Here is a 25,733-nt window from a genome sequence, read left to right as displayed (position 1 = left end):
CGGATCAATCCTCTCGACCACGAGCCGCATTGATGAACTTCCCAGCCAGAGTTTCCGCCGATAGCCGCAGCAGCGACGCGTTCAACTCCATCGCAAAGCGACCGGTGTCCGGATGGTCGTGCGACAGCACAACGTCCTGCTTCGCCAGTCGTTCGCGAAACAGCTCCGCCGCGACCCCAGTCGCTGTCATGAAGAACCGACTGGTGCCGCGTGGCAGCTTCTCGAACGAGAACCGGCGATCCTCCTGCAGCAATGCAATCAACCGGTCAGCTACCTGCCAGGGCTTCGCGTAGTCCTCCAGGTGGTCGTCGACGAACCGCAATGCCACCGCGGCCTCGGGCCAGGCATGCGGCAGGGCGCCACCGAACATGCGCCGCTGGTAATACAGGCGGTCGATAAACCCGGCATCACCGGCGAGGATCGCGCCGGAGGCGGCGTTGAAGTGCTTCCACAGCGAGACGTACACGGTGTCGAACAGTGCGCTGTACGCGTGGAGACTCTGGCCGGAGTGGAGTGGCAGGTTGAACATCCGCGCGCCGTTCAGGTGCAGGCGGATGCCGCGCTCGCGGGCGAGGCTGCTGACGCGGCGGAGTTCATCGAAGTCGGCCATCTCGTGATGGCGCCGGCGCACCGGCGTTTCAACCGCAATCACTCTGGCGTGGGTCTCGACCCGGCCGCTGATTGAGCGACGTCCCCCGATTTTGAGTAGCGAAGCGATCTGGAGTCCAACGCCCCAGATGCCCATAGAGATCATCGTCCCGGGGTCAGGCAAAGGCAGCGCAAGTTGTCGCCAGCCGATCTGCGGGCCCACTACTTTTGGATCTGTTGTCCCGATTTCCAGCCTGCACGGCGCCGGCTACCTCCTGATCTCCAGCAACTCCACCTCGAACACCAGCGATGCGCCGGGCGGGATGGTCCTGCCGGCGCCCTCGGCGCCGTAGCCGAGGAACGCGGGGATATGCAGTTCGCGTGTCCCGCCAACCTGCATGCCCACCACACCCTCGTCCCAGCCCCGGATCACCCGGCCCCGGCCCAGCTCGAACGCGAAGGGCTGGCCGCGATCGCGGGAGCTGTCGAACTTCGCGCCACGCTTGTCCGGCGCGTGCTGGTCGTAGAGCCAGCCGGTGTAATGCACGCTGACCTCGTCACCGGCCGCGGCCGCAATGCCTTCGCCCGTCGTCACTTCGATGCGCTGCAGTTCGGCCACGTCCCCGCCGCTGTAGGGCGGCGGGCTGCTGCAGGCGGCGAGCAGCAGCAGAACGGAGAGCGTGGCGGCATTGCGGAGTAGGCGACGGGTCATGGGATGCGGCGCGTTGGACGGAACCGGCAGGGTAGCCCGGAGCGAGGCTTGCTCGCTCCGGTCGCGCCACAATCGCGCCTCAGTCGCCCAAGATGCGCGCGACGAGCCCGGAGGCGAGTTCGATCATGTAGTAGGTGTCGTCCTGCGGATGCGGGCGCACGTAGGTGTAGCCGGCCGGCGGCGCGTCCCAGCCGTAGCTGCGGTAGTCATGCACGTAGTAGCGCGGCTGCCGGTACTCGACCGGGATGTACTGGCCGCGCGCCCAGCGGCGGTACGCCTTCTCGTCTTCGCGGACGGCCTTCCAGTAGTGGCGCTCGGCTTTCTCGTAGTCCTTGCGGGCGCGCCTCTCGGCCTTCTGGCGGTCCTTCCAGTAGTCGCGCTCGGCCTTCTGGTCGTAGCGGTCATGGCGGTGGTTGTCCCGCGCTTCGGCAGTACCGGCGGCGGAGACGGCAACGGTGGCGAGCGCGGCGGCGAGCAGGAGGCGTTTCATGGCAGCGACCTCATGGGGTGGATGAGTGGGGCCCATGCTGTCGGTCGCAAGGTGAACGTACTGCCGACAGGCCCTCCAACTCCAGATCCGCATGCAGGTCGCTCAGGAACGTCGAGGCGTTGATCACGGCGCAACCTTTCGCGGGCGCGCCAGGCTCAGCACCACGGTGCTGGCCAGGATCATGGCCACGACGGCCAGCGACCACAGCACCGGGATCTTGTACACGTCGATCAGCAGCATCTTCGCGCCGATGAACACCAGCACCACCGCCAGGCCGTAGGGCAGCAGGTGGAAGCGCTCGGCCATGCCGGCCAGCAGGAAGAACATCGCGCGCAGGCCCAGCACCGCGAACACGTTCGAGGTCAGCACGATGAAGGGGTCGGTGGTGATGGCGAAGATCGCCGGGATCGAGTCCACCGCGAAGATCACGTCGGTGAGGCCGATCATCACCAGCACGATGAACAGCGGGGTGAACTTGCGACGGCTGCCGCTGCCCAGCCACAGCGCGCTGCCGTGGTAGCGGCGCACGAAGGGCACATGTGCGGTGAGCCAGCGCAGCAGCGGATTGTTCTCCAGGTCGGGCTCCTTGCCCGCGGCAAACCACATCTTGAAGCCGGTCAGCAGCAGGAACGCGCCGAACACGTAGAGCATCCAGTGGAAGTGGGCCAGCAGCGCGGCGCCGGCGAAGATCAGGATCGCGCGCAGCACGATCGCGACGAGGATGCCGATCACCAGCACGCGCTGGCGCTGCACCTCGGGCACGGCGAAGTAGGTCATCAACATCAGGAAGACGAAGATGTTGTCGACCGCCAGCGCCTTCTCCACCAGGTAGCCGGTGAGGAACTCGAGGCCCACGCGCCGGGCCTCGTCGGGGCCGGCGGTCTGGCCGATGTACCACCACAGGGCGGCATTGAAGGCCATCGCCAGGGCCACCCAGCCCAGGCTCCACCACGTCGCTTCCTTGAACGTGACCTTGTGCGCGCCGCCATGGCGCATCAGCACCAGGTCGACCATCAGCGCGACAAGTACCAGGCCGGAGAAACCGGCCCACAACCAGGCATTGCCTATCGTTTCCATCGTGATTTCCGGGCAGGGGGAGAGGTCGCCCGCGGACGCAGGCGGCACGGAACCCTTGCTCGGAGATCCGGGGACGCACCTTCGCCATCGCGGCGAAGGTCTTGCTCACAGCCCGGTGGGCTGCCGTGGGACCGGAGCATCGCTGCTCGTAATGACGGCCTGCACGCTGGGAGCTACTCCCCTTCGGCGCGCATTGTGCGGTGCCCCGGCTGCGGCGCGCAACCCGCGTGGCCCGGTAGATCGTTCATGGGATCACAGCCGCATTGATCAGCATGCCGGCCAGGGCGTCCGCCGACACCCGCAACAGCGACGCGTTCACCTCCATCGCAAACCGGCCGGTGTCGGGGTGGCCTTGCGACAGCACAACACCCTGCTTTGCGAGCCGTTCGCGGAACAGTTCCGGCGCGACCCCTGTCATTGTCATGAAGAACCGACTGGTACCGCGTGGCAGCTTCTCGAAGGAGAACCGGCGGTCGTCCTGCAGCAGTGCGATCAACCGGTCAGCCACCTGCCATGACTTCGCGTAGTCCTCGAGGTAGCCGTCGACGAACCGCAATGCCACCGCGGCCTCGGGCCAGGCGTGCGGCAGGGCGCCGCCGAACATGCGCCGCTGGTGGAACAGGCCGTCGATGAACGCGGCATCCCCTGCGAGGATCGCGCCGGAGGCGGCGTTGAAGTGCTTCCACAGCGAGACGTACACGGTGTCGAACAGCGCGCTGTACGCGTGGAGACTCTGGCCCGAGTGCAGTGGCAGGTTGAACATGCGCGCGCCGTCCAGGTGCAGGCGGATGCCGCGCTCGCGGGCGAGGTTGCTGACGCGCTTGAGTGCATCGAAGTCGGCCATCTCGTGATGGCGCCGACGCACCGGCGATTCGATCGCGATCACGCCAACGCGGGTCTCGACCCGGCCGCTGCTCGAGCGTGCCAGCCAGCGCTCCACCTCCTCGACGGGGAGGGTGCTGCCGCCTTCGGCCAGGGGCACGAGGTTCAACCCGCTCAGGGTCTGCGCGCAGTCGCCGCTGTCGTTGTAGAGGTGGCTTTCCGCCTGCACGAGCACGCGGCGATCATCCCCGGCGAGCTTGCGCAGCGCGAGGTGGTTGGCCAGCGTTCCGGTGGGCAGGTAGATCGCGTCGTCCTTGCCGAGCAGCTTGGCGAACTTGCGCTCCAGTTGGCGGATGGCGCCGCCCTGCGAGTAGTAGTCGGGCTCGAAGCCGTCCTGCGCCACGACTTCGCCCAGCAGTGCTGCGTACTCGGCGGGGCTGAGCCCAAGCCCGTCGGACGCGAAGTTCACGCGCTTGAACAATGTCGTGGCGGCGTTTGCCGTGGCGGGTGCGCCCAGTGCGGCCAGCATCGGTGACGCGGCGGCAACTCCACTCACGCCAAGGAAGCGGCGTCGATCCATGTGTGGTCCTCGGTGCAGGGCGTGCGGGCAGCTACGCCTGCCATGAAGCATAACCAACGCCATGACCACCTCGCCGCCACGCTGGATCGAGGGTGCGATGGCCGGCAGTTCCCTGATCGCGCGTTGCCTTTCTCTGGGCCACGCCGTGCCCGCCACCCAAGTGAGACCACTTCATGTCCATGCACACACGATGCGTGACCGGGCTGCTGCTGTGCGGATTGATGACCGCCAGCGGCGCCGTGCTGGCGGCGGATCCATCGCCCGCCGGCCAGTGTTTCGTCGCGGCCATGAAGGTCGGCGATGCCGATGCCGTGGCCGCCTGCTATGTGGAAGACGGAATCATGTGGTTCCCGGGCGGACCGATGGCACAGGGCCGGCCCGCGATCCGCGACGGGTTTGCGCACTACTTCAGCGAGCACGAGATCAAGGACGCCAGCCTGAGCCAGATGGGCGAGTCCGCCTCGGGCGACACGCGTACCGCTTGGGGCACCTACGCGATCACGGCCGTGCACAAGGCGACGCAGACCGCCTCGGTGGAGACCGGCCGCTATGTCGACCTGCAGAAGCTGGTCGACGGCAAGTGGCTGTACGTGGTGGACCACCCTTCCGGCGATCCGGCACCGGCCGCGGATGACGCAACTCCGTAGCAACTTCGGAATTTACTCAATCAGGTCGCACCAGCTCCTGCACCGCAAGCGCCACATCCACCGCCCGCCGGTTCGTCATCGGCTGGCCTTCCTCGATCTCGTTGACCAGCATCGCGCCCATCTGGGCGAGGCCCACGGAGACGTTGCCGATGACCACCTGCGGTCCCACGGCCGACAGCTGCCCGCTGAAGTTGATGCGGCCGGACGGGAAGACCAGGTGGCCGCCGAGTGCCTGGACGGCGGGATCGTCGACGGCCCAGCCGATGGAGCGCACCTCGGACTCGGACTGGGTGTCGAGGTCGGCGGTGACCATGACGCCGAAGCTGGCGGCCTGGATGGCCTCGAACGGGTTCTTCGACTGCGCGCGCGGCGACAGCCAGGTGCAGCTCACGCCGTGCTTGCGCTCGGCGGTGCTGCCCCAGGGTCCGCTCTCGCCATCCAGCGTCCACCCTTCGAGGAATGCGCCCGCCGCCGCGGCGATGCGACTGCAGTCCGGCAGGTCGGCGGGCGCCGGCAGCGCCCTTTCCGGAGCCGGCCCGCTGACATTGGCGAGCGACGCCGCAGGAATGGCACCGCTGTCGGCGCCACACCCGACGAGCGCCAACGCGAACGGTGCGACAAGAAAAGGCAGGCGCGATGCGCGCTGCGACAGGCGAGGGTGGTGCACGGACGCGTCCATGGCGTTCTTCTCCGGTGCGCCCGGCAACGGTGCCTGGGCCAAATGACGACAGGAGAGTCTAGCCGGGCCCCGCCGTCCCTCCAGGCAACCCGCGTTCCACTTTGCCAATCGCGTCCGCCGAGCGCCCATGGCAGGCCGAAGGCAGTCCGCAGCAGCAGCCCCATCACCAGCAGCGGCAGGCCGTGCAGGGTTCACATGGCTGCGCGCGCGATGCGTTGCGCGCGTTATCCTCGCCCGACGCGGGCGGGGGCCCGCGCCAACCAGGGGATGTGCGATGCGTGGAATCTGGCAGGCGGCGCTGGCCGCGGCGGCGTTGCTGTGGGCGGGACAGGCCGGTGCGGTGCAGGGCACGTTCGTGCTCGCCGACGGCAGCTACTCGATCAACGTCGAGGAAGACGGCGGCAACCTGGTGGTGGTGGAGCCGAACAAGCGCTCGGTCTATACGCCCGACGGCAGCGGCGCCTACGTGTTCCACAACGCGAACACCGGGTCCAACTTCTACCTTCGCGTGCACGACGAATCGACCATCGAGGCGGGGCGCGTGGGGACCGACTCGCCGTGGATCCTGAAAAAGGTGGACGTGGCCGGCGCGATGGCGGCGCTGGAGAGCAACGAGGAACACGTGGCGATCGCCGAGCGCTACGCGGCGCTGGCGGAGTCGGACCCGGACAACGCGCAGGCGTGGTCGATGTGCTCGGCCGTGGCGTTCAAGCGCGCGATGGACGACGGCCCGCAATTCGCCGAGTACGCGCAGCAGACCGCGCAGATGCTGCAGCTGATCATGACCAGCCCCGCGAATCCCTGCGACGACGCCATCCCCGCACGCTACTGGTAGGCCGGGGCGCTGCTGGCGTGGCCTTCGGTGCGCGTGCAGCGGGCGGGACTGGCGGCGCTGGGGCTCTACACGCTCGCACTGATGCTGTGACGTGCGGAAGCGTTCCCCGCCCTACGGACTGCCGGGGGCGGGGAGGCTGATCCGCTTGACCGCCACGTTGTTGGCCGGCCGCAGGTCGGCCGCGAACCGGTCGATGCGCGCCGTTCCGATGAGGAAGTTCCGCTGCGAGGTTGTGCGGATGCGGAAGGGGAACTCCATCAGGTGGTGCGCGCCCGCCGCGATCGAGGGCAGGCGGCAGGTGACCTCGAGCGCGCCGTCCTCTTCCGGCGGCCAGCACCCGTCCGGCACGGCCGTGGCGTGGACCGATCCGAGGCGCGCCTGGAGGTGGAACGTGACGTCGTACGAGCCGCTCGGGCCGGTGCCGAGGTTGTCGACCCGCACGGCGCCGGCGGCGGCGTCAAGCTCCAGGGCGATCGCCAGGTCGCTGCCTGCCACCGTGCTGCGGCCGGCCATGAAGGCCACCCCGCCGTAACTGCCCAGCAGCACCAGGTCCTGGATGCCGTCGCCATTGACGTCGCCCAGCGCGAAATCCCAGACCACGCCCACCTCGTGCAGCACCGGCGGCGCAAAGCCACCGTTGGGGCGCGCGAGCCGGGTCACCACCGCGCGATCAAGGGACTGGGTCAGCATCAGCAGGTCCTGGCGGCCGTCGCCGTCGAGGTCGTGGCCGCGCATGCTGGCGATGGTCCCGCGCCCGCCACCCAGCGGCTCCCTGGAGCGATACCTGCCATGGCGGTCCTGCGGATGGAGGACCATCGTGTGCCTTGGCCACCAATTGAGTGCGATGGCGATGTCGGCGCGGCCGTCCCCCGTGAAATCCGCGGCGGCGATGCTGGCGGTGTGCTGCGTCGTCAGCAGGGTGCGCGGGGTTGCGGAGAACCCGGTGCCGTCGTTGATGCGCGCTTGCACCACGCCCTGTGACTGGTAGACCAGGTCCAGCCGCCCGTCGCCGCCGACGTCGGCCAGCTGGAAGGTGGAGGGAGAGCTCGTGATCCCCAGCCAGGTCGCCTCGCCGAAGCGGGCGCCGCCGAGGCCGGGCAGGACGCCGATGGAGCCGTGGCCGTCGTCCCCGACCAGGTCCAGGTGACCGTCGCCATTGAAATCGGTGAACTCCATCCGGCCGAACGACTTGGTGGTGGGAAAGGATTCGCGGCTGAAGGCCCCGCCGTCGTTGCGGAGCACGGTCAGCATCCGGGTTTCGTAGTGGGACACCAGGATGTCCAGGTCACCGTCGGCGTCGAGGTCGGCCACCGCCATGTACCGGGCGTTCGCCTGGGTGCTCAACGGGTCGGGGTGGTATTCGATGGCCACGGGCGGGGCGAATCCGCTCGCGGCCTGGGCATACAGCACGACGCGGTTGCGGAAGTAGGAGGTGCCGGCGGCGAGCACCAGCACGTCGTCGAGGCCGTCCCCGGTGACATCGCCCACTGCCACCGACCATGCGCCCAGGGCGTCGGGCGCGATCGCGGCAATGGGTTCGAACCCATGTTCCGCGACGGCCGGCGCGCACGCGCAGGCAAGGACCATGGCGACCGCTATCAGCTTGTGCACTGCGCTTCTCCCCGTTGATTCACCGTGTGATCTCGAACACCGCCGACACGCGTTCGGTGAAGTCGATCGTCGGCTGCAGGTAGCGGCCGCTGTCGATGCGCGAGCCAGTCACCTGGATGCGGTCGAGGGTCGTGTTGCCGTAGCCGTCCGCCTGCATCGAGTTGAGGCTGTTGATGCTGTACACCGGTCCGAGGCCGCCGCCGAATGCCACGGCGAGACCTGCGGCCTTCTCGCGGGCGTGGGCGACCGCGCGTGCGCGCGCGTCCTCGCGCAGGCTGGCTTCCTTGCTGGACTTGAAGGTGACATCGGAGACATCGGTGAAGCCGGCGGCCAGTGCGGCGTCGAGCCAAGCGCTGAGCCTGTCGAGATCGTCGAGGCGCACCTTCACTTCGCGGCTGGCGACATGGCCACGCGACAGGGGGCGATCGTTGTCGTCGTAATCGATGTCTTCGCGCAGGGCGAGGTCGGACGCCGTCATGTCATCGGGTGCCACGTCGAAGCCCGGGGCCACCTTGAGCAACGCGTTGACCGCACGGTCCACCACCCGCTTGGCTTCGCCGGGATCGGCGGAGCGCTGGCGCACCACCATCGTGACGGTCGCCGAGTCCGGCGCCACGCTGACCAGGCCTTCGCCCTGCACGACGACGTGCGGAGCGTCAGGGAGCGGGGTGCCGGCCATGGCGGTGGCGGAGAGCAGGGAGAGGAGGACGGCGATCATCCATGGGTGCATGTCTGGACTCCGGGTGCAGTGGTTGCGGATCGGTCTGCTTTGCTCGGCGCGCTGGTTCAAAGCTCGGAAAGAATGCGTTGCTGCTGCGCCTGGTAGGCGCTCTCGTCGATAGCGCCACTTTCGCGCAGCTCTTTCAGCGCCGCCAGGCGGGCTTCGATCGTTTGACTGGGCGTCGCAGGTGCCGCGGGCGCCGGAACCGTCTCGGTCCTCTCTCCTGCGAGACCGGCCAGGACAACCGGCGAGGCAAGGAAGCGATCGAAGATGTCCTGGTAGAGCTCGGCATAACGCCGCTTGAAATGCTTCCACCCGCCCCTGGGCATGGGGTCGACGCCCTTGAAGTCCTGTGTCGCAAGCCAGTCGCCTTGCGCGTCATAGCTGTCGATGGTGACGTCGTGGGTGAACTCGGGGCTCGCGAATCCCTGGTCGTAGGACCACTCGCGCAGCGTGATGACCATGAGCAGCCCCGGTCCGTCGTGGCTCATGGCGCGACTGCGCTCCGCGGCTGCAGTGCCCTTCGGACTGGGCACAAGCGTGGCGGAGTACCCGGCTCGCTCGAATCCAAGGCGCAGCCGTTCGCCGATGTACATCGCCAGCGGCGTGCGGTCGGCGGTGTTGCGGCTGATCGGGATGCCATAGAGTTCGCGTGACATGCCCTCGTAGGATTCATCGCTGTCGCCGTCGAGCACATAGGGCCGACTGTCGATCAGCGTGATGCGGATATCCGTGCCGGGCGTGGACGCCGCAGGAACGCGCATGGCGTAGTCCTCCGCCACGATCCTGGCCGCGAAGGCCGGTGCGGCAACCAGGCATGCTGCGAGCAGCATGATTCGCAATGCAGTCTTCATGTTGGATATCCCCTGGATTCGTGGCCCCTTCCACGTGCGAAGAGTAACCCGCTGCGGCGTCGACTTCAGGAGGGGGCGCCGTGTGGCGCCGGGCGCGTCGGCACTCACGGGATTGAAGCGCAATTTGCACTAGCGTCTATGCCCCCGCTTCCGGATGTCCGCCATGCACCTCGAAGGCTCCTGCCACTGCGGCAAGGTCCGCTTCCGCTGCCAGGCGTACGCGCCGGTGCCTTACCAGCACTGCTATTGCTCGATCTGCCGCAAGACCGCGGGCGGCAGTGGCAGTGCGGTGAACCTGGGTGCACGCGCCGACACGCTCGTGGTCGAAGGCCGCGAGCACGTGGCCATCTACCGGGCCCGGATCCGTGACGACGAGGGCCGCCACCGCCTCAGTTCCGGGCGCCGGCACTTCTGCAAGCACTGTGGCAGCGCGCTGTGGCTGTTCGATCCGGAGTGGCCGGAGCTGGTGCATCCGCATGCATCGGCCATCGACACGCCACTGCCGCGTGCCGTCGAGCGGGTGCACATGCTGCTGGATTCAAAGGCCAACTGGGTGGAGGTGCCCGACGGGCGTGGCGACGTGCACCTCGACGGGTATCCCGATGAATCGTTGGAGGACTGGCATCGGCGCCACGGCCAGTTGGACGAGATCGGCGCGGCTTGAGAGGCCGGTTGGTGCCGGTGTGCTCCTGCATACTTGCTCGAGGACCGCGGAGAGGGTGTTCTGGTCGGAATGATGAGAATGATCGCGCTGCTTGCGGCGTTGTCGGTTGCCGCCGGCTGTGCCGCCGTGCCCGGACCCGTGGCGGGTGCCCACGGCGCGCGCGAGACGGTGCAGCACCGGCTCTCCGGTCTCATGCCGCGCACGGTGGTGCGCGCGAGGGAACGGTCAGCCGGCCACGCGCCGGCACAGGTCGTGCCGATGTTCGAGTACGCCTACACGCCACCGCACTCGCCCGGCCTGCAGCAGATCCATGTCCGCGTGCGCGACGCCGACCTGTTGCGCCGCCTGCCGGAAGTGCAGGCGATCGACGGCCTGTTCGTGCTGCCGCGGCGCCTGCGTTATGTCACCGCCGAGTGCGGCGAGTTCGGTGCCTTCTACCGGCCGGCCGAGGCGGAGGTGGTGCTGTGCTACGAAACCCTGCGCACGCTCTACGAGCGCGGCCGCGAGCAGCAGCGCATGGGCGGGCTGGGTGATGACCATCCGCTGCGTTACGTACGCGCCAACATCCGCTTCATCGTGCTGCACGAAACCGGGCACGCACTGGTGCAGCTACTGGACCTGCCGGTCACCGGGCGCCAGGAGGATGCGGTGGACCAGCTGGCGGCGATCCTGATGCTGCGGTTCGCCGGCCTGGACGAAACCTCCGACCAGGTGATCGGCAACCTGCGCATGGCCGCGGACTGGCTGCTGTCGCGGAGTACAGGCGCCTACAACCTGGACGCGTATGCCGACGAGCACGCGCTGGGCGAACAGCGCTACTTCAACCTGCAGTGCCTGATCTACGGCACCGACCCGGCCGCGTTCGCCAACATGGTGGATGCCGGGGACCTGACCCCCGCACGCGCGAAGGTCTGCCCGCGCGAGACGCGGCTGGCCACCCGGGCCTGGCTGCGCCTGCTGTTGCCGCACCTGGCGCCGGGCTTCGAGCTGTACCTGGAGGAGGCGGCGCGCTACCTGGAGCGACAGGGGTGAGCCCTGGACGGCCGCGCGGTGGCGGCTTGCGCCCGGTGGGGGCATCCTGACCGGCCCACACCGAGTGCCCCCCCGATGCATCCGAACCTGCTTTCACCCGTCCAGGCCGGCGCCGTGGCGCTGCCCAATCGCGTGCTGATGGCGCCGCTGACGCGCTCGCGCGCCGGCCAGCCCGGCGACGTGCCGACCGCCATGAACGCCGAGTACTACGCGCAGCGCGCTGGTGCCGGGCTCATCGTGTCCGAGGCGACGCAGGTCTCGCCGCAGGGCCAGGGCTATGCGCTCACGCCGGGCATCTACAGCGACGCGCAGGAAGCCGGCTGGAAGCTGGTGACCGATGCGGTGCACGCGCGCGGCGGCCGGATCGCGGCGCAGCTGTGGCACGTCGGGCGCATCTCGCATCCGCTGCTGCGGCCCGATGGCGCCGTGCCGGTCGCGCCATCGGCCATCGTCGCCAAGGGCGCGACGTGTTTCGTGATCCAGGCCGACGGCACGCCCGCCAACCTGCCGTCGACCCTGCCGCGTGCGCTGGAGACCGGCGAGATCCCGGCGGTCATCGAGGAGTTCGTGCAGGCGGCCCGGCGCGCCGACCGCGCCGGCTTCGACATGGTCGAGATCCACGCGGCCAACGGCTACCTGCTGCAGCAGTTCCTGGCGACCAACAGCAATCGGCGTACCGACGGCTACGGCGGCTCGCTCGAGAACCGTGCCCGCATCGTGCTGGAGGTGGTGGATGCGGTGATCGCCGAGTTGGGCGCGGGGCGCGTGGGCGTGCGCATGTCGCCGCACTTCACCGGCCACGACATCGCCGACCTCGAGCCCGAGGAAAGCGCGCTGTACCTGGCGCGCGAGTTCACCCAGCGCGGCATCGCCTACCTGCACATCGCCGAGCCGGACTGGGCCGGTGGCCCGAAGCTGAGCGACTCGTTCCGCCGAGCGCTGCGCCAGGACTTCCCGGGCACGCTGGTGTTCTGCGGCGGCTACACGGCCGAAAGCGCCGAGGCGCTGATCGCGGGCGGCGTGGGGGATGCGGTGGCCTTTGGCCGCCTGTACATCGCAAACCCGGATCTTGTTGAGCGTTTCCGCACGGGTGCCGACCTCAACACGCCGGACCGGTCCACGTTCTACGGCGGCGATGCGCGTGGCTATACCGATTACCCGACACTCGGCGCGTGAGCGGCACGCGCGGCGCTCAACCGCGGCGCGCCGCCTCGATCGCGGCCACGTCGATCTTGCGCATGGTCATCATGGCGTTGAACACGCGCTTGGCCGCGGCGCGGTCGGAGCCGGTGTAGGCCTCGGTGAGGACGCGAGGAGTGATCTGCCAGGAGACGCCCCACTTGTCCTTGCACCAGCCGCATTCGCTCTCCTGGCCGCCGTTGCCGACGATGGCGTTCCACAGGCGGTCGGTCTCGGCCTGGTCGTCGGTGGCCACCTGGAACGAGAACGCCTCGCTCTGCTTGAACGTGTCGCCGCCGTTGAGGCCGAGGCAGGGGATGCCCAGCACGGTGAACTCGACCGTCAGCACGTCGCCTTCCTTGCCCGACGGGTAGTCACCGGGCGCGCGGTTGACGGCGGTGACGGCGCTGTCGGGGAAGGTCCTGGCATAGAAGGTGGCGGCGCCGAGTGCGTCGCTCTCGTACCAGAGGCAGATGGTGTTCCTGGCGATCATGGCTGTGGCTTCCAATCCGTCGCCGGGATGGTGTTGACCATCCACGGCACGCCGAAGCGGTCGACCAGCGCGCCGTAGCCCGGCGACCAGAAGGTTGCCGCGAACGGCATCACCTGCTTGCCGCCTTCGGCCAGCTGCTCGAACCAGCGCCGCGCCTTGTCGATGTCATCGGTGTGCACGGTGACGTCGAAGCCGTTCTTGGGCTTGTCCACATCGGGCGCCCAGTCGACGTCCATGTCGGCGCCCATCAGTGCCTGGTCACCGACCTCGAGCCAGCAGTGCATCAGCCACGTCTTGTACTTCTCGTCGCTGATCGGCATGTCCGGCGGCGCATCGGCGTAGGGGAACGCGGCGGTGATCTTGCCGCCGAGCACCTTGGCGTAGAACTCGAACGCTTCGCGGCATTGCCCCTGGAAGCTCAGGCTGGTGACGATTTTCACGGGGTCTCCCATGTGGTCGGCAGGGTGAATCGCCTTCGTACGCCGGCAGCCGTTAACGGGCCGCGAGAGCGTGCGCGAGGGCGCGCTGCGGGCGCTGCAGCACGCGCTGGGGCGCCATGCACGTGCCGGGACGGCGGGATCCGCGGCCGCACTTCGCGCGGCATCGCGTTGGCCCTTTGACCGCAACGCGAGGACGCCGCCGCATGAATCCCACCCGCCGCCTGTGCTCCCTGCTGCTGGCCAGCCTCTGCCTGCTGCCGACGATGGCGCTCTGCGCGCCGCAGTTGGCGCGCGTCAACGGCGTGGACATCGCCTGGACCGACGCGGGCAGCGGCGAGCCGCTGGTGCTGATCCACGGCTTTGGCGACTGCGCCAGCGTGTGGACCCCGTTTATTCCGGGCCTGTCGAAGCAGTACCGGGTAATTACGATGGAATTGCGCGGTCACGGCAGTTCGGGCGAATTCGAGGGGCCGTTCCTGTTCGAGGATTCCGCGGGCGATCTGTTGGGTCTGCTCGACCACCTGGGTCTGGAGCACGTCAAGGCGATGGGCATCAGCGCGGGCGGCATGACCCTGCTGCATGCGGCGGCCAGGCAGCCGGAGCGCATCGAGGCCATGGCGGTCATCGGCGCGGCGCACCACTTTCCGGAGCAGGCGCGCCAGATCATGCGCGGCACGCCGGGCAACCTCCCGCCGCCGGTGCGGGCGTTCTTCGACGCCTGCGCAACGCGTGGCCCGGCGCAGGTGGACGGGCTGCTGAAGCGGTTCCACGACTTCAAGGACAACGACGAGGACATCGGCATGTCAGCGCAGGAGCTCGCGCGGATCCAGGCGCGCACGCTGATCGTGCATGGCGATCGCGACGAGTTCTTTCCGGTGGGCATCCCGGTGGAGCTGTACACCGCGATCCCGGACGCGGAGCTGTGGATCGTGCCCGGCGGCGACCACGTGCCGCTGTTCGACCAAAACGCGCGTCCGTTCGAAGACGCGGCGCTCCGCTTCCTGGCCGACCCGGTGGAGTGAACCGCCGGGCCGCGCCAGCCCTGTCGCGCCGGCTAGCATTGCGCGACAGCCGAGGAGCACGCCATGCCCATGCCAGACCCGCGCATCGACGCCTACATCGCCCGCCAGGCCGACTTCGCGCAGCCGATCCTCAACGAACTGCGCGCGCGCGTCCACGCCGCCTGTGCCGACGTCGAGGAAGCCATCAAATGGGGCGCGCCGGCCTTCCTGTATCGCGGCAAGCTGATCGCGGGGATGGCCGGCTTCAAGCAGCACGCGGCCTTCAATCTCTGGCTCGGCAAGCAGGTGGTGGAGGCGAATGCCGCACTGGGGCAGGGGATGGGGCAATACGGCCGCCTCACTTCGCCCGCGGACCTGCCGGCGAAGCGCGAGACCACCCGGCACGTGCACGCGGCGATGGCGCTGGTCGAAGCCGGCGGCGCCGCGCGCGCGGTGAGCGCACCCAAGCCGCCGCCCAGCCTGCCGGACGACCTTGCCGCGGCAATGGCGACCAACGCGGCTTCGCAACGCACCTGGGACGGGTTTCCGCCCGGCAAGCGGCGCGAATACGCGGAGTGGATCACCGAGGCCAAGCGTGACGAGACGCGCGCGCGCCGCGTTGCGCAGTCGGTCGAGTGGCTGGCGGAGGGCAAGTCGCGCAACTGGAAGTACGCGAAGTGCTGATGAAAATGTTCTTGCCAAGACGTTAAAGGTCTGTTAAACGCGAGACGAGCCGGTACGGACAGGGGCGAACGGCGAAGTAGCGGTACCCAATCCATCCAAGCGAGAGGGGAACTTCGATGACGCACTTGACTGCCAGGCGCTGCCTGGCGCGGCACTCCATGTCCGTGGGCGTCCGGCTCGCGCTGGCCACCACGATGTTGTCGGTCGCCGGCATTGCCAGCGCGCAGGCACAGGCGCCGGAGCCGCAGGATGAAGCAAAGCGGACCACCAACCTGGGTACCGTCTCGGTGCTCGGTTCGCGCACCAGTCCGCGGTCGGAAACGACATCGGCGGTGCCCATCGACATCATCGAAGGCGCGGACTTCCACGCCCAGCCTTCCGTCGACGTGCTCGACAAGCTGCGCACGCTGATTCCCTCGTTCAACGTCAGCACCGTGCCGATCGACGATGCCGCCACCCTGGTACGCCCGGCGAACCTGCGCGGGCTGCCGCCGGACAGCACGCTGGTGCTGGTCAATGGCAAGCGCCGCCACCGCGCGGCGGTCATCACCTTCCTCGGCCATGGCCTGTCCGACGGTTCGCAGGGGCCGGACATCTCGGTGTTTCCCTCGCTGGCGCTGGAACAGGTGGAAGTGCTGCGTGACGGCGCGGCGGCACAGTACGGCTCGGACGCCATCGCCGGCGTCATCAATTTCCAGCTCAAGCGCCTGGACACGGGTGGCACCGTGGAGGCCTTCGGCGGCCAGTTCTACGACGGCGACGGTTTCACCCAGCAATACAGCGCACAGCTGGGCCTGCCGCTCACGGCGAATGGCTTCGCCACGTTGACCGCGGAGTGGCGCGCCGCCGACCCGACCTCGCGCAGCGTGCAGCGTGACGATGCGGCGGCCACGGCCGCGGCGGGCTACCCCGGCGTGCTCAACCCGGTGCAGGTCTGGGGTTTGCCGGAGACCGACCACGACCTGAAGTTCGTCGCCAACATGGGCATGACGACCGAGGTCGCGGACTTCTACCTGTTCGGCAACTACGCCAAGCGCGAAGTGATCGGCGCGTTCTACTACCGTGATCCGACCTCGCGCGCCGGCGTGTACACCAACGACGAAGGCGCGACGCTGCTGATCGGCTCGCTCGACGGCGCCGCGTGCCCGACGATCGCGCTGCGCGATGCCGCCGGCAACCTGATCCCGTATGCCACGGTGGGCGCGCAGGTGGCGGCGCTGCCGGCCAACTGCTTCACCTTCCTTTCCGGCATTCCTGGCGGCTTTACCCCGAGCTTTGGCGGCGAGATGGAAGACCGCGCCGTCACCGCGGGCGCCAAGGGCATGTGGGCCGACAGCTGGAGCTGGGACTTCAGCCTGTCCTACGGCCGCAACAACGTCGACTTCTTCCTGCTCAACACCGTCAACGCGTCCCTGGGCCCGGATCAACCGGCCGGCCTGCGCTTCAATCCCGGCGGCAACGTGCAGACCGAGCGCAACGTCAACTTCGACGTCGGGCACGACATCGAGACCGGGTTCACCGACGGGCCGATCCGCCTGGCCATGGGTGCGGAGTGGCGCGAGGAGGAGTTCGAGATCAAGGCCGGCGATCCCGCGTCGTTCGGGATCGGACCGCTCACCGAGCAGGGCTTCAGCATCGGATCGAACGGCTTCCCCGGCTTCAACCCGCGCATCGCCGGCACCTTCAACCGTGACAACTGGGCGCTGTACGTGGACGCGGAGGCGCGTCTGACGCCGCAGTTCCTGCTGGCCGCGGCGGTACGTCACGAGGACTACAGCGACTTCGGCGGGACCACCAACTGGAAGCTGACCGGCCGCTACGACTTCACCGAGGAATTCGCCCTGCGCGGCGCGCTCAGCACCGGGTTCCGCGCGCCCACCCCGGGCCAGTCCAACGTCAGCCAGGTCACCAGTTCGTTCATCGATGGCGAGCTGCGCGACACCGCCACCCTGCCGTCCACCAACCCGGTGGCCGTGTTCTACGGTGGCGAGCCGCTGACGCCGGAAGAGTCGAAGAACGTCTCGCTCGGCCTGGTCTGGAGCAGTGAGGGCTGGCAGGCGACGCTCGACGCCTACCGGATCGAAGTCACCGACCGCATCGCGCGCAGCACCGACTTCACCCTCACCGATGCCGACCGCGCCGCGCTGATCGCGGCGGGCATCAGCGAGGCGGCCACCCTCAGCCGCGTGGGCTTCTTCGTCAACGATTTCGACACCACCACGTCGGGCGTCGACCTGGTCACCAGCTTCACCGGCGACCACTTCGGCGGCGCCACCACGTATTCGCTGGCGGCGAACTGGAACCGGACCGAAGTCGACAGCTTCACGCCGGGGATCATTTCCGAAGCGAGGGTCAAGAAGCTGGAGGATTCGCTGCCAAGCACCAAGGGCTACTTCAGCGTCAGCCACCAGCGCGAGGTGTTCAACGCCAACCTGCGGGTGAACTACTACGGCTCGTTCTACGAGGACCACCTCGACAGCGACGTGATCCTCGCCGAAGACGGTGGCCTGCCGATCTACGGCGACAGCGCCGTCACCGTGGATGCCGAGATCGGCTGGAAGTTCTCGTCAGGCCTGTACTTCAACGTCGGCGCGCAGAACATCTTCGACGAGGTGCCCGAAGAGAACCAGTGGGGAGGTGTGGCCGGTGCGCGCTACCCCGTGCATGCACCGTACGGCTTCAACGGCGGCTTCTACTACGCGCGCGTGGGCTATACGTTCTGATTCCGCCGGGCGGCGGCACGGAGGTGGCCAGCTGCTGGCTGCCTCCGTGCGCGCGGTGCGCGGGGCAGCCCGCCCAACCCGTGCGACGACGCGATCTCGTCGCGGCACTGGCCCGTCAGGCCGTCGTCATCCGCGCCAGGAACACCAGCACGGTCGCGGTCGCCAGCATCATGAAATAGATGAAGCCGAGCACCAGGTATTTGAGCAGCGTCAGCCACCAGGCCTGGCCATACACCCGCTTCTGCATCAGCAGCAGGTAAAGCGGCATCCACAGCAGCACCGCCGCCATGCCCAGGCCGAGAAGGGTGTTCGCCGTGGTGGAGGCCACCAGGCCGTCCAGCACCGACAGCACGAACGCCAGCGACAGCATGATCAGCAGGAACACGTGGCTGTAGAGCGCCACGACCAGGTGCTCGAGGTACAGGCGCCGCGTGAACAGGTAGGCGACCTTCAGCAGCAGCGCGAACACCGGCACCAGCAGGAACAGCGCCGACGGTGCCGCGGACATCACCGCCTGCAGCCAAGTGTCGGCGCTGGCGCTGTCCAGCGACCGCATGTTCATTTCGAGGTTGCCGATCTTGCGGTTGAGCCAGTCGTTGGCGAACCCGGGCCACCAGCCGACCACGACGGGGTTGTCCCGGGCATTCCACTCGCCGCGGTGCCCGAGCATGTTGAACTGCAGGCCTTCGGGGCCGGCCGGCGGCGCGCCCGCATCGGCACCGGCGGCGCCGGGCTTGGGTCGGCCGCCCAGTTCGACGACGCGGTTGGCCGCCGCCCCGCGGATCCGCACTTCCGCGGCCACCAGCGACGGCATCACGCCGGGGGTATTGCCGGCCGCCGTGCGCGCCCGCTCGATGTCCCCGACCATCCGGTCGCGAACACGCTCGACTTCTTCGACGGTGCCGGCCGAGGTGATCGCCTCGATGCCTTCCACGTCGACCGCACCCTCCTCGATGTGCACGGCCGCCGAGCCGATGAAGAACGTGAGCAGGCTGAGCACCACGAACAGCCGCAGCGGCGCAATGTAGCGGGCGCGGTGGCCGGCCAGGTAGTTGATCGCGACTCTTCCCGGCAAGACGAGGTCGCGCAGGGTGCGGAACAGCCGCCCGTCCAGATGCCAGAAGGCCTCGAAGAATTCCTCCACCGCATGCCCGGCATGCCGGATGGGGTTGTGCATGGACTGCCCGCAGTCGTGGCAGAACGTGCCATGCAGTGCGGCAGCGCAGTTTTCGCACCAGCTTGGCGCAGGCTGCGCAACGGTCGGGATGGCCTGCTCTGTCACTCGCGTTTGCCCCAGGATCGTGAACGGCGGCGCACACGATAACGGGCGGCGGTGATCCGGCGCCAGAGGCGCGAATCGTCCGGACTCAGGGATAGGTGAATTCCAGGTCCAAGGTGCGATTTTCGTGGTTGTAGATCGAGTAGGCATCGTCTTCGACGTAAACGCTTCCCATGTACGAGAATCGCTCCCGTCTTTCTTCTGCTCGACATGCCTGCATGTCCTGCGGGTTCCACGAGAACTCGTCAAATGCCTTCGTGGGATGCAGGCAGACGTTTGCATCCTGGCCTCCGGCACCGCTGAAGTGGATCTGGGTTCCGCCTACGACCAGCACGTGCAGCCAGATTTCGTAGTTCTGGACGTCCTGAAGCGTCATGGTGTTTTCGCAGCGGCCCGCCGGAATGGTCCACCAACCTTCCCGGCGCCAACCGGATGCCATCAATGCGGCGATGCCACGGGGCACCGCTTTGGTCGCGATGGCCAGTGCAACGTCGTAGGTCTGGTTCTTGTTGCAGATGATCAGGGCATCGCCGGGCGCCGCGGCTGCTGGAGATGTGGGTGCCAGCAGTGCCACGCTCAGCAGAGCGATGGTCCAGCGCATTGTCGAACTTGCGGTCATGACCAGTCTCCTTGCATGGCGGCGCGAGGTCAGTACTGCCGCCAACGCCGGAAATGTGCGGGGACGGACATGTGGCTGATCGTCCCGCACCATGGGTAGCGCCAAGAGTCGCGACGGCGCGCTGCTACCGCCGCAGGCCTTTGATTACGCACCGACGACGCGCAACACGGTCGCGCTTGCGGTAGACGACCTCTGCGGCAGCGGCTGCCTTGGCGTCGTGGTCGGCCACGACGGCGGGTTCACGGTTTTCGTCAATCGAGGATGCCGCTGCACCTGGCGTCACGCTGTCCGCACGGCTGGACCTGCGCTGTGGCGGCTTGTCGCTGGGCCTCCTTGCTCCCACGATAGGTGGACAGGCGCACCCGCCGGCCCATTTGCGCAGCGGTTGGCGTGTTTACAGCTGGAGGCGAGGGCTTCCGTCGCCCGGAGCGTCCATGGCCGCCAATCCCGACATGCCCCTGCTCGCCAACAGCCTGGTGATCGGCGTGACCGGGCATCGCAGGCTGCGCGCGCAGGACATCGCCGGGCTTGAAGCCGATGTGCGGACGTTCCTGCAGGAGCTGCAGGCGAGGTTCCCCGGATTGCCGCTGGTGGTGTTGTCGCCGATGGCCGAAGGCGCCGACCAGCTGGTCGCGCAGGTCGCGCTGGACCTGGGGCTGTACGTGGTCGCGCCGCTGCCGCTGCCGCTCGCGCTGTATCGCGAAGACTTCAAGGATCCCGCCAACCTGCAGCTGCTGGACCGCCAGCTGGCGCAGGTGGAAGTGCTGGAGCTGCCGCTGGAGCGCGGTGAGACGCCGGCGACGCTGGCGCTGCCCGGACCCACGCGCGACCGGCGCTACCGGCAGGCGGGGATCTTCGTGTCCAGCCATTGCCACGTGCTGCTCGCGCTGTGGGATGGCCGGCAGACGGGGCGGGTGGGCGGCACGGCGGACATCGTGCGCTTCCACATGGAGGGCGCGACGCAGGCCGACCCGGACAACCGGCGCGCCGCGGACACCCTGCTCGGGCCGGACCAGGAGAACGTCGCCTATCACGTGCCTGCGGCGCGGGACGGCAACGCGGACGTGGCGAATGCCCGCCCGCGCTGGCTGGCGGCCGGCGAGGACGCGCAGGCCGGACTGGCCTTGCCGGACGCGTTCGCGCGGATGTTCTCGCGGCAGGCGGCATTCAACGCCGACATGCGCAAGTACGCGGCACCGATCGCCGCGCAGCCCGCGCCGTCGCCCGCGGCCGCGGCGTGCCCGGTGTGGCGCACGTTCGTCGCAGCCGACTGGCTGGCGCGCATCTACCAGCGCCGCGTGGCGCGCGTGCTGCTGACGACCTACGTGCTGGTCGCGCTGATGGGCTTCGCGTTTTTCACCTACACCGACGTGGTGAGCAATGACCTGGTGATCTATGCCTTCCTGCTGCTGTTCGCCACCGGCTCGGTGGTGATGACGATCGCCAGCCGCCGCGAATGGCAGCGCAAGTACCTGGATTACCGCGCGCTCGCCGAAGGCCTGCGGGTGCAGTCCTACTGGCGGCGCGCGGGCATCGTGGTGGCGGGCGCGCGCGCGTTCGCGCACGACAACTTCATGCAGAAGCAGGACGTCGAGCTGGGCTGGATCCGCAACGTGATGCGCGGTGCCGGCATCGACGGCATGCGCGTGCCGCTGGCCGCGGACGGCGGGGATGTGCAGGGGGTGGTCGACGAGTGGGTCGGCGAGCCCGGCGGCAATGGCCAGCTGGGTTACTACGCCGGCAGCTCGCTGTACCGGGCGCGGCTGCATCGCCGCGGGGAAATGCTGGGGCACGTCTGTCTCGGGTTGGGGGTGGGGCTGTGCGTGGTGCTGGCCATCTTCGCCAGCCGGTTCGACGCCTCCACCAAGCAGGTGCTGGTCTCGGCGATGGGCATCCTGTCGGTGGCCGCCGCCGTGCACGAGGCCTACATGCACAAGAAGGCGGACAAGGAGTTGATCCGGCAGTACCGCTTCATGCAGCGCATCTTCACCTCGGCGTATCGCCGGCTGGCGGCGGTCGCGGACGTGGTGGGCCGGCAGCGCATCCTGGGCGCGCTGGGCGAGGCGGCGCTCACCGAGCATGCCGAGTGGACCCTGCTGCACCGCGAGCGTCCGCTGCCGCAATCGCGCATCTGAACCACATGGCCGTGGCGGGCGACGGAACGCGTTGGACCTCGGACGCCCGGGGTATTTCCCTACATGCGCTTTCGTGCTTTCCTGAGTTACAGCCATGCCGACGCCGCCTGGGCGCGCTGGCTGCTGCGACGGCTGGAAACCTACCGGGTGCCGTCGCACCTGGTCGGTACGCAGGGCACGCACGGGGTCATCGGGCGCCGCCTGGGCAGTTTTTTCCTGGATCGCGACGAGCTGCCCACGGCCGGCGACCTCGGCGAGACGATCCACGAGGCGCTCGCAGGTTCCGATGCGCTGGTGGTGCTGTGTTCGCCCGCCGCCGTCGCCTCGCGCTGGGTCAACGCCGAGATCGAAGCCTTCCAGGACAGCGGCCGCGGCGACCGCGTGCTGTGCTTCGTGGTGGGCGGCGATCCGGGCGGCGCGGATCCGGCGCAGGCCTGCTTCCCGCCGACGCTGCTGCGTCCGGCGGCCGGCGGCGCCGCGCACGAGCCCCTGGCGGCCGATGCCCGCCCCGAGGGTGACGGCCGCCAGCGCGCCTTCCTCAAGCTGGTGGCGGGGCTGCTCGGTGTCGGTTACGACGCACTGGCGCAGCGCGAAGCGCAGCGGCGCATGCGCCGGATGGCGATCGTGTCCGTGGCATCGGTCGCGGGCATGGCACTCGCGCTGGGCCTGGCGGCGACCGCGTACGTGGCGCGCAACGACGCGCAGCGCCGGCAGGCGCAGGCGGAGGACATCGTCGGCTTCATGCTCGGCGACCTGCGCGCGAAGCTGGCCACGGTGGGCCGGCTGGACCTGATGCGCGCGGTGGACGACAAGGCCACCGGCTACTTCGCCGCACTCGATCCGCGCGACATGAGCGACCGCACGCTGGAGGAGCAGGCGCGCTCGCTGACCGGCATCGGCGAGGTGCGGCTGGAAGGCGGCGACCACGACGCGGCGATGGCCGCGTTCCGCGAGGCGCACGCGCGCAGCACGCTGCTGCACGAGCGCGCGCCGGCCAGCGGGCAGCGCCTGTTCGACCTGGCGCAGGCCGAGTTCTGGATTGGCTACGTGGCGCTGCAGCAGGGACGCTACGCCGACGCCGGCACCTGGCTGCGCCGCTACAGGGACAGCGCGGAGCGGCTGGCGGCGATGGATCGCGACAACTTCGACTGGCAGCGCGAGGTCGCCTACGCCCACCACAACCTCGCCGTGCTCGACGAAGCCCAGGGCCGCCCCGCCGAGGCCGAGCGCGCACTGGGCCAGGAACTGGCCCTGTACCGCGGCTGGTTGCGCGCGCGACCGCACGACACCGCGCTGCGCGACGAGGCAGCCAACGTCGCATCGTGGCTGGGCACGCTGTCCGACCGCCGCGGTGCGCTGGCCCAGGCCGAGGCATTTCTGGCGGAGCACGTCGACGGCATGCGCCGCAACATGGCCGACGAACCGGAAGTCGCCGAATGGCGCGTGCAGCACGTGGACGCGCTGCTGTTGCTGGCGCAGGTGCAGACCAGGCGAGGGCGATGGGAGGAGGCGCATGCGAGCCTCGCCCTGGCGTCGCCGCGCGCCGCGGCGCTGGCGCGCCAGGATCCCGGCAACAACAGGTGGCAGGTCACCCTGGGCGTCACCCGCCTGCTGCAGGCGAGGCTGCAGGAGGCAGCAGGGAAGCCGGGAGCCGATGCGCTGGCGGCCGAGGCGCGCGCCATCCTGTCGCGCGCGCGGCAGGCGGAACCCGAGTCCGACCGGGTGCTGCACCTGCTGGCGGCCACGCACAGCCTCCAGGCCCAGCTGGCGCTGGGGCGCGGCGACGCGACCGCCGCGCGCGCGCACGTGCGCGATGCGGCGGCGCTGCTGGCACCCGCCTGGCGCGGCGAACGCAGCGAGCGATTGCGGCTGCTGCTTGCCTACAACCTGGACCTGTCCGCCGAAGCCGCCAGCATGGCGTCCGACACCGATGCCGCCCGCGCTGGCTGGCAACAGGTGCGCGACCTGCTCACCGCGGATGCCGGCGACGCGCCGCCGTTCGATCGCCTGGACCTGCTGGTGCGCAGCCTCCACCACCTCGGTTTCGACGACCAGGCGCGAGCCTACATGCAGCGCCTGGAAGCCGCCGGCTACGTGCCGTCGCGGCCATGGCCTTCAGATGCAGGCGGACGCCTGTCCCCCCTGGCCCCGGACGGCCCCCACGCAGCAGGAGTTCGTCATGATCAACGCCAATGAAAACTTCGACGTCACTCTCGACGTCCGCAACTCGCCAGCGCGCGGAAAAGACGGTTACACCACCACCACCGCCAGCAACGGAAAGAAGTACAGCTACCGCTACACCGGCGGCAGCGATGGCGCCGGAGGCGTGGAGCAGATCGCCGACGGCCACAGCGGGACGATCACCGTGACCGTGGGGCCGGACGCCCGCTACGAGGTCACCCGCGTGGACTTCAGCGGTGACATCGAGTCGCAGCTGTCGTGGGCCGTCGGGTCGTCGCCCCGCGTCGTCGTGATCACCGACCGCGACACGTCCACGGGCGAAGGCGACTACGTGGTCATCGTGAAAGACACGTCGGCCGACTGCACGGTGCCCTGCGACCCGCCCATCAAGAACAAGCCGGTCGCACAGACACAGACCAAGTGACCACGCCCCCGGCCGTGGCGCGCTGCGCCATGGCCGGGCGTTGATGGCCGCGGCGCACGCCGGCAGCGATGGTGTGGCAAGCTCGGCAGACTTCCACGGAGCTGCCCGATGACACATCGCATTGGATTGATGCTGTTGTTGCTGTGCGTTGCGGGCGCCGCGGTCGCGGTCGAAGCCCTGCCGGCCGTGCAGCCTGAAGGCAGGTACATCGACGACGACCTGGCGGCGACCTACCTTCCCACGCCGCCGGGCGACCGGGCGCGCTTCCGTCGTGCGATCAATGCGTCGATCCAGAAGAACCCGCGCAACGTCTCGGCGCTGTCCCACCGCGCCTATCTGTTCATGGAAAGCGGTGACCTGAAGCGTGCGCGCCGCGATTTCGACGCGGCGCTGGCTGCGTCGGAGCCGGGCGGTCCGCACGAGCGGCATGTGTTGTGGTCCAGGGGCTGGGCAAGCTACGAGCAGGACGATTACGCGGCGACGTTCGCCGACTGGCAGCGCACCATCGCGCTGCACGGCGGCGAGCCGTACTGGGCGGCCTACAGCCTGGCGCTGCTGTACTGGACGACCGGGCAGTCCGATCTCGCCATGCAGTGGTTCTCCACCGCGGCGGCGGCAGATCGGAAATGGCGGACAGCGGATGGCGTGGCCGACCAGATCAAGCGCTGGGCACCACCCCAGCGCGAGCGTATGCAGGCGCTGTTCGCGGCATGGGAGCAGCGTTGAGGCGGGGCTAGCGCTCGAAGTCCCTGCGCGCCGCCGCCCAGCACGCGGGCACGACGACCAGCTGCGCAAACAGCCACATGCCCGCCGCCAGTCCGGGCCACCTCGCGCCGGGAGCCATGAGCACCCAGGCGGCGAACACCAGCGTCACGCCCACCGGCGCCAGCACGATGGCCGCCGCGCGCAACGAGTGACCGAACGGCCCCGCGCGGAGGCTGCGCGCGATCGCAAACAGTGCGGGCCATCCGAACAGCATCGCGAGCACGACGCTCGCCAACAGCCGTTCACCCGCGCCCAGGTGCGCTTGGCCGGCGAATTGCAGCGCCACCAGGGCAAGGAACAGGACGAGCGCCAGCGGAGCCAGGACCGGGATCCGCACGAAGGCCGTGTCCAGCGTGCCGGTGTCACCGGTATCGGTCGGGTCATGGCCCGCGCCGTGGCAGTGGCGGCATACGCCGGGCGGGAACCGGCCGGAGCCTTTGCACAGGGGACAAAGCCGCTGCATGCGGAGTTCTCGTGTTGATGGAGGTGGACACACTG

At 68.9% G+C, this 25,733-nt stretch carries 26 protein-coding genes; 12 read left to right on the top strand and 14 right to left on the bottom strand.

Annotated features, from left to right (window positions below):
* Positions 1-4: 4 nt before the first annotated feature.
* From JGR64_RS08580 to JGR64_RS08560, 5 genes are all read right to left on the bottom strand, one after another.
* Positions 5-811: a beta-eliminating lyase-related protein gene (locus JGR64_RS08580; RefSeq protein ID WP_199372951.1), complete on the bottom strand. Its 807-nt coding sequence runs from the start codon at positions 809-811 to the stop codon at positions 5-7.
* A gap of 45 nt (positions 812-856) precedes the next feature.
* Entirely contained in the window at positions 857-1,300 is a 444-nt protein-coding gene (locus JGR64_RS08575) for an FKBP-type peptidyl-prolyl cis-trans isomerase (protein ID WP_199372950.1), read from the bottom strand.
* Positions 1,301-1,379: 79 nt separating this feature from the next.
* Positions 1,380-1,790 (bottom strand): RcnB family protein, encoded by a 411-nt coding sequence (locus tag JGR64_RS08570; protein WP_199372949.1) that lies wholly within the window; start codon positions 1,788-1,790, stop codon positions 1,380-1,382.
* A gap of 123 nt (positions 1,791-1,913) precedes the next feature.
* Complete coding sequence (locus tag JGR64_RS08565; RefSeq protein WP_199372948.1) at positions 1,914-2,867, bottom strand: TerC family protein; 954 nt, start codon at positions 2,865-2,867, stop codon at positions 1,914-1,916.
* 244 nt (positions 2,868-3,111) lie between these two features.
* Positions 3,112-4,269 carry a beta-eliminating lyase-related protein gene (locus tag JGR64_RS08560; protein ID WP_199372947.1) on the bottom strand — a complete coding sequence of 386 codons (1,158 nt, stop codon included), beginning with the start codon at positions 4,267-4,269 and terminating at the stop codon, positions 3,112-3,114.
* A 173-nt stretch (positions 4,270-4,442) separates the two neighbouring features.
* Here JGR64_RS08560 and JGR64_RS08555 point away from each other — a divergent pair, with 173 nt between their 5' ends.
* A complete protein-coding gene (locus JGR64_RS08555) occupies positions 4,443-4,916 on the top strand; it encodes a nuclear transport factor 2 family protein (RefSeq protein ID WP_234446935.1) in 474 nt (157 codons plus the stop codon).
* A gap of 16 nt (positions 4,917-4,932) precedes the next feature.
* Here the strand turns inward: JGR64_RS08555 and JGR64_RS08550 are convergent, their stop codons facing one another.
* A complete protein-coding gene (locus JGR64_RS08550) occupies positions 4,933-5,595 on the bottom strand; it encodes a hypothetical protein (RefSeq protein ID WP_199372945.1) in 663 nt (220 codons plus the stop codon).
* A gap of 274 nt (positions 5,596-5,869) precedes the next feature.
* Between JGR64_RS08550 and JGR64_RS08545 the strand changes: the two genes are divergently transcribed.
* A complete protein-coding gene (locus tag JGR64_RS08545; protein ID WP_199372944.1) occupies positions 5,870-6,430 on the top strand; it encodes a hypothetical protein in 561 nt (186 codons plus the stop codon).
* Positions 6,431-6,541: 111 nt separating this feature from the next.
* Here the strand turns inward: JGR64_RS08545 and JGR64_RS08540 are convergent, their stop codons facing one another.
* The 3 genes from JGR64_RS08540 to JGR64_RS08530 all read right to left on the bottom strand — a co-directional run bounded on the left by JGR64_RS08540 (position 6,542) and on the right by JGR64_RS08530 (position 9,616).
* Complete coding sequence (locus tag JGR64_RS08540; RefSeq protein WP_199372943.1) at positions 6,542-8,041, bottom strand: FG-GAP-like repeat-containing protein; 1,500 nt, start codon at positions 8,039-8,041, stop codon at positions 6,542-6,544.
* A 19-nt stretch (positions 8,042-8,060) separates the two neighbouring features.
* A complete protein-coding gene (locus JGR64_RS08535; protein WP_234446934.1) occupies positions 8,061-8,759 on the bottom strand; it encodes an SIMPL domain-containing protein in 699 nt (232 codons plus the stop codon).
* Between the two features lie 68 nt (positions 8,760-8,827).
* Positions 8,828-9,616, bottom strand: coding sequence for an SHOCT domain-containing protein (locus JGR64_RS08530; protein WP_199372941.1), 789 nt, complete (start codon positions 9,614-9,616; stop codon positions 8,828-8,830).
* Positions 9,617-9,779: 163 nt separating this feature from the next.
* On the opposite strand from JGR64_RS08530, the gene JGR64_RS08525 reads away from it, so the two are divergent.
* From JGR64_RS08525 to JGR64_RS08515, 3 genes are all read left to right on the top strand, one after another.
* Entirely contained in the window at positions 9,780-10,280 is a 501-nt protein-coding gene (locus JGR64_RS08525) for a GFA family protein (protein ID WP_199372940.1), read from the top strand.
* Between the two features lie 78 nt (positions 10,281-10,358).
* Positions 10,359-11,312, top strand: coding sequence for a DUF4344 domain-containing metallopeptidase (locus tag JGR64_RS08520; protein ID WP_233348028.1), 954 nt, complete (start codon positions 10,359-10,361; stop codon positions 11,310-11,312).
* Between the two features lie 75 nt (positions 11,313-11,387).
* The gene (locus tag JGR64_RS08515) at positions 11,388-12,488 is read left to right on the top strand and encodes an alkene reductase (RefSeq protein ID WP_199372939.1); all 1,101 of its coding nucleotides are present in this window, start codon (positions 11,388-11,390) and stop codon (positions 12,486-12,488) included.
* 16 nt (positions 12,489-12,504) lie between these two features.
* Here JGR64_RS08515 and JGR64_RS08510 read toward each other — a convergent pair whose 3' ends face one another.
* Together JGR64_RS08510 and JGR64_RS08505 are read right to left on the bottom strand one after the other, a co-directional pair.
* Positions 12,505-12,984, bottom strand: coding sequence for a VOC family protein (locus tag JGR64_RS08510; protein ID WP_199372938.1), 480 nt, complete (start codon positions 12,982-12,984; stop codon positions 12,505-12,507).
* The gene (locus tag JGR64_RS08505) at positions 12,981-13,424 is read right to left on the bottom strand and encodes a VOC family protein (RefSeq protein ID WP_199372937.1); all 444 of its coding nucleotides are present in this window, start codon (positions 13,422-13,424) and stop codon (positions 12,981-12,983) included. The genes JGR64_RS08510 and JGR64_RS08505 overlap by 4 nt, the downstream gene beginning before the upstream one ends.
* Before the next feature lie 203 nt (positions 13,425-13,627).
* Between JGR64_RS08505 and JGR64_RS08500 the strand changes: the two genes are divergently transcribed.
* The 3 genes from JGR64_RS08500 (at position 13,628) to JGR64_RS08490 (ending at position 17,832) form a co-directional block, all read left to right on the top strand.
* On the top strand, positions 13,628-14,446 hold the full coding sequence (locus tag JGR64_RS08500) for an alpha/beta hydrolase (RefSeq protein WP_199372936.1): 819 nt from the start codon (positions 13,628-13,630) through the stop codon (positions 14,444-14,446).
* 63 nt (positions 14,447-14,509) lie between these two features.
* Positions 14,510-15,109: a YdeI/OmpD-associated family protein gene (locus JGR64_RS08495; protein ID WP_199372935.1), complete on the top strand. Its 600-nt coding sequence runs from the start codon at positions 14,510-14,512 to the stop codon at positions 15,107-15,109.
* A 158-nt stretch (positions 15,110-15,267) separates the two neighbouring features.
* Positions 15,268-17,832, top strand: coding sequence for a TonB-dependent receptor (locus JGR64_RS08490; RefSeq protein WP_233348026.1), 2,565 nt, complete (start codon positions 15,268-15,270; stop codon positions 17,830-17,832).
* Positions 17,833-17,947: 115 nt separating this feature from the next.
* On the opposite strand, the gene JGR64_RS08485 is transcribed toward JGR64_RS08490, so the two are convergent.
* Together JGR64_RS08485 and JGR64_RS08480 are read right to left on the bottom strand one after the other, a co-directional pair.
* On the bottom strand, positions 17,948-19,009 hold the full coding sequence (locus JGR64_RS08485; protein WP_199372934.1) for a DUF3667 domain-containing protein: 1,062 nt from the start codon (positions 19,007-19,009) through the stop codon (positions 17,948-17,950).
* 190 nt (positions 19,010-19,199) lie between these two features.
* Positions 19,200-19,730 (bottom strand): DUF1036 domain-containing protein, encoded by a 531-nt coding sequence (locus tag JGR64_RS08480; protein ID WP_199372933.1) that lies wholly within the window; start codon positions 19,728-19,730, stop codon positions 19,200-19,202.
* Positions 19,731-20,164: 434 nt separating this feature from the next.
* On the opposite strand from JGR64_RS08480, the gene JGR64_RS08475 reads away from it, so the two are divergent.
* The 4 genes from JGR64_RS08475 (at position 20,165) to JGR64_RS08460 (ending at position 25,196) form a co-directional block, all read left to right on the top strand.
* Positions 20,165-21,865, top strand: coding sequence for a DUF4231 domain-containing protein (locus JGR64_RS08475; RefSeq protein ID WP_233348023.1), 1,701 nt, complete (start codon positions 20,165-20,167; stop codon positions 21,863-21,865).
* A gap of 63 nt (positions 21,866-21,928) precedes the next feature.
* Positions 21,929-24,061, top strand: coding sequence for a TIR domain-containing protein (locus tag JGR64_RS08470; RefSeq protein WP_199372932.1), 2,133 nt, complete (start codon positions 21,929-21,931; stop codon positions 24,059-24,061).
* Positions 24,045-24,470: a hypothetical protein gene (locus JGR64_RS08465; RefSeq protein ID WP_199372931.1), complete on the top strand. Its 426-nt coding sequence runs from the start codon at positions 24,045-24,047 to the stop codon at positions 24,468-24,470. The genes JGR64_RS08470 and JGR64_RS08465 overlap by 17 nt, the downstream gene beginning before the upstream one ends.
* A gap of 108 nt (positions 24,471-24,578) precedes the next feature.
* Entirely contained in the window at positions 24,579-25,196 is a 618-nt protein-coding gene (locus JGR64_RS08460; protein WP_199372930.1) for a hypothetical protein, read from the top strand.
* Positions 25,197-25,203: 7 nt separating this feature from the next.
* On the opposite strand, the gene JGR64_RS08455 is transcribed toward JGR64_RS08460, so the two are convergent.
* Positions 25,204-25,698: a hypothetical protein gene (locus JGR64_RS08455; RefSeq protein WP_199372929.1), complete on the bottom strand. Its 495-nt coding sequence runs from the start codon at positions 25,696-25,698 to the stop codon at positions 25,204-25,206.
* Positions 25,699-25,733 lie beyond the last annotated feature (35 nt).

Origin of the sequence: Luteimonas sp. MC1572, assembly GCF_016615815.1 — a bacterium.
Taxonomy (GTDB): Bacteria; Pseudomonadota; Gammaproteobacteria; order Xanthomonadales; family Xanthomonadaceae; genus Luteimonas.
This window is presented reverse-complemented; position numbering and strand designations above follow the sequence as displayed.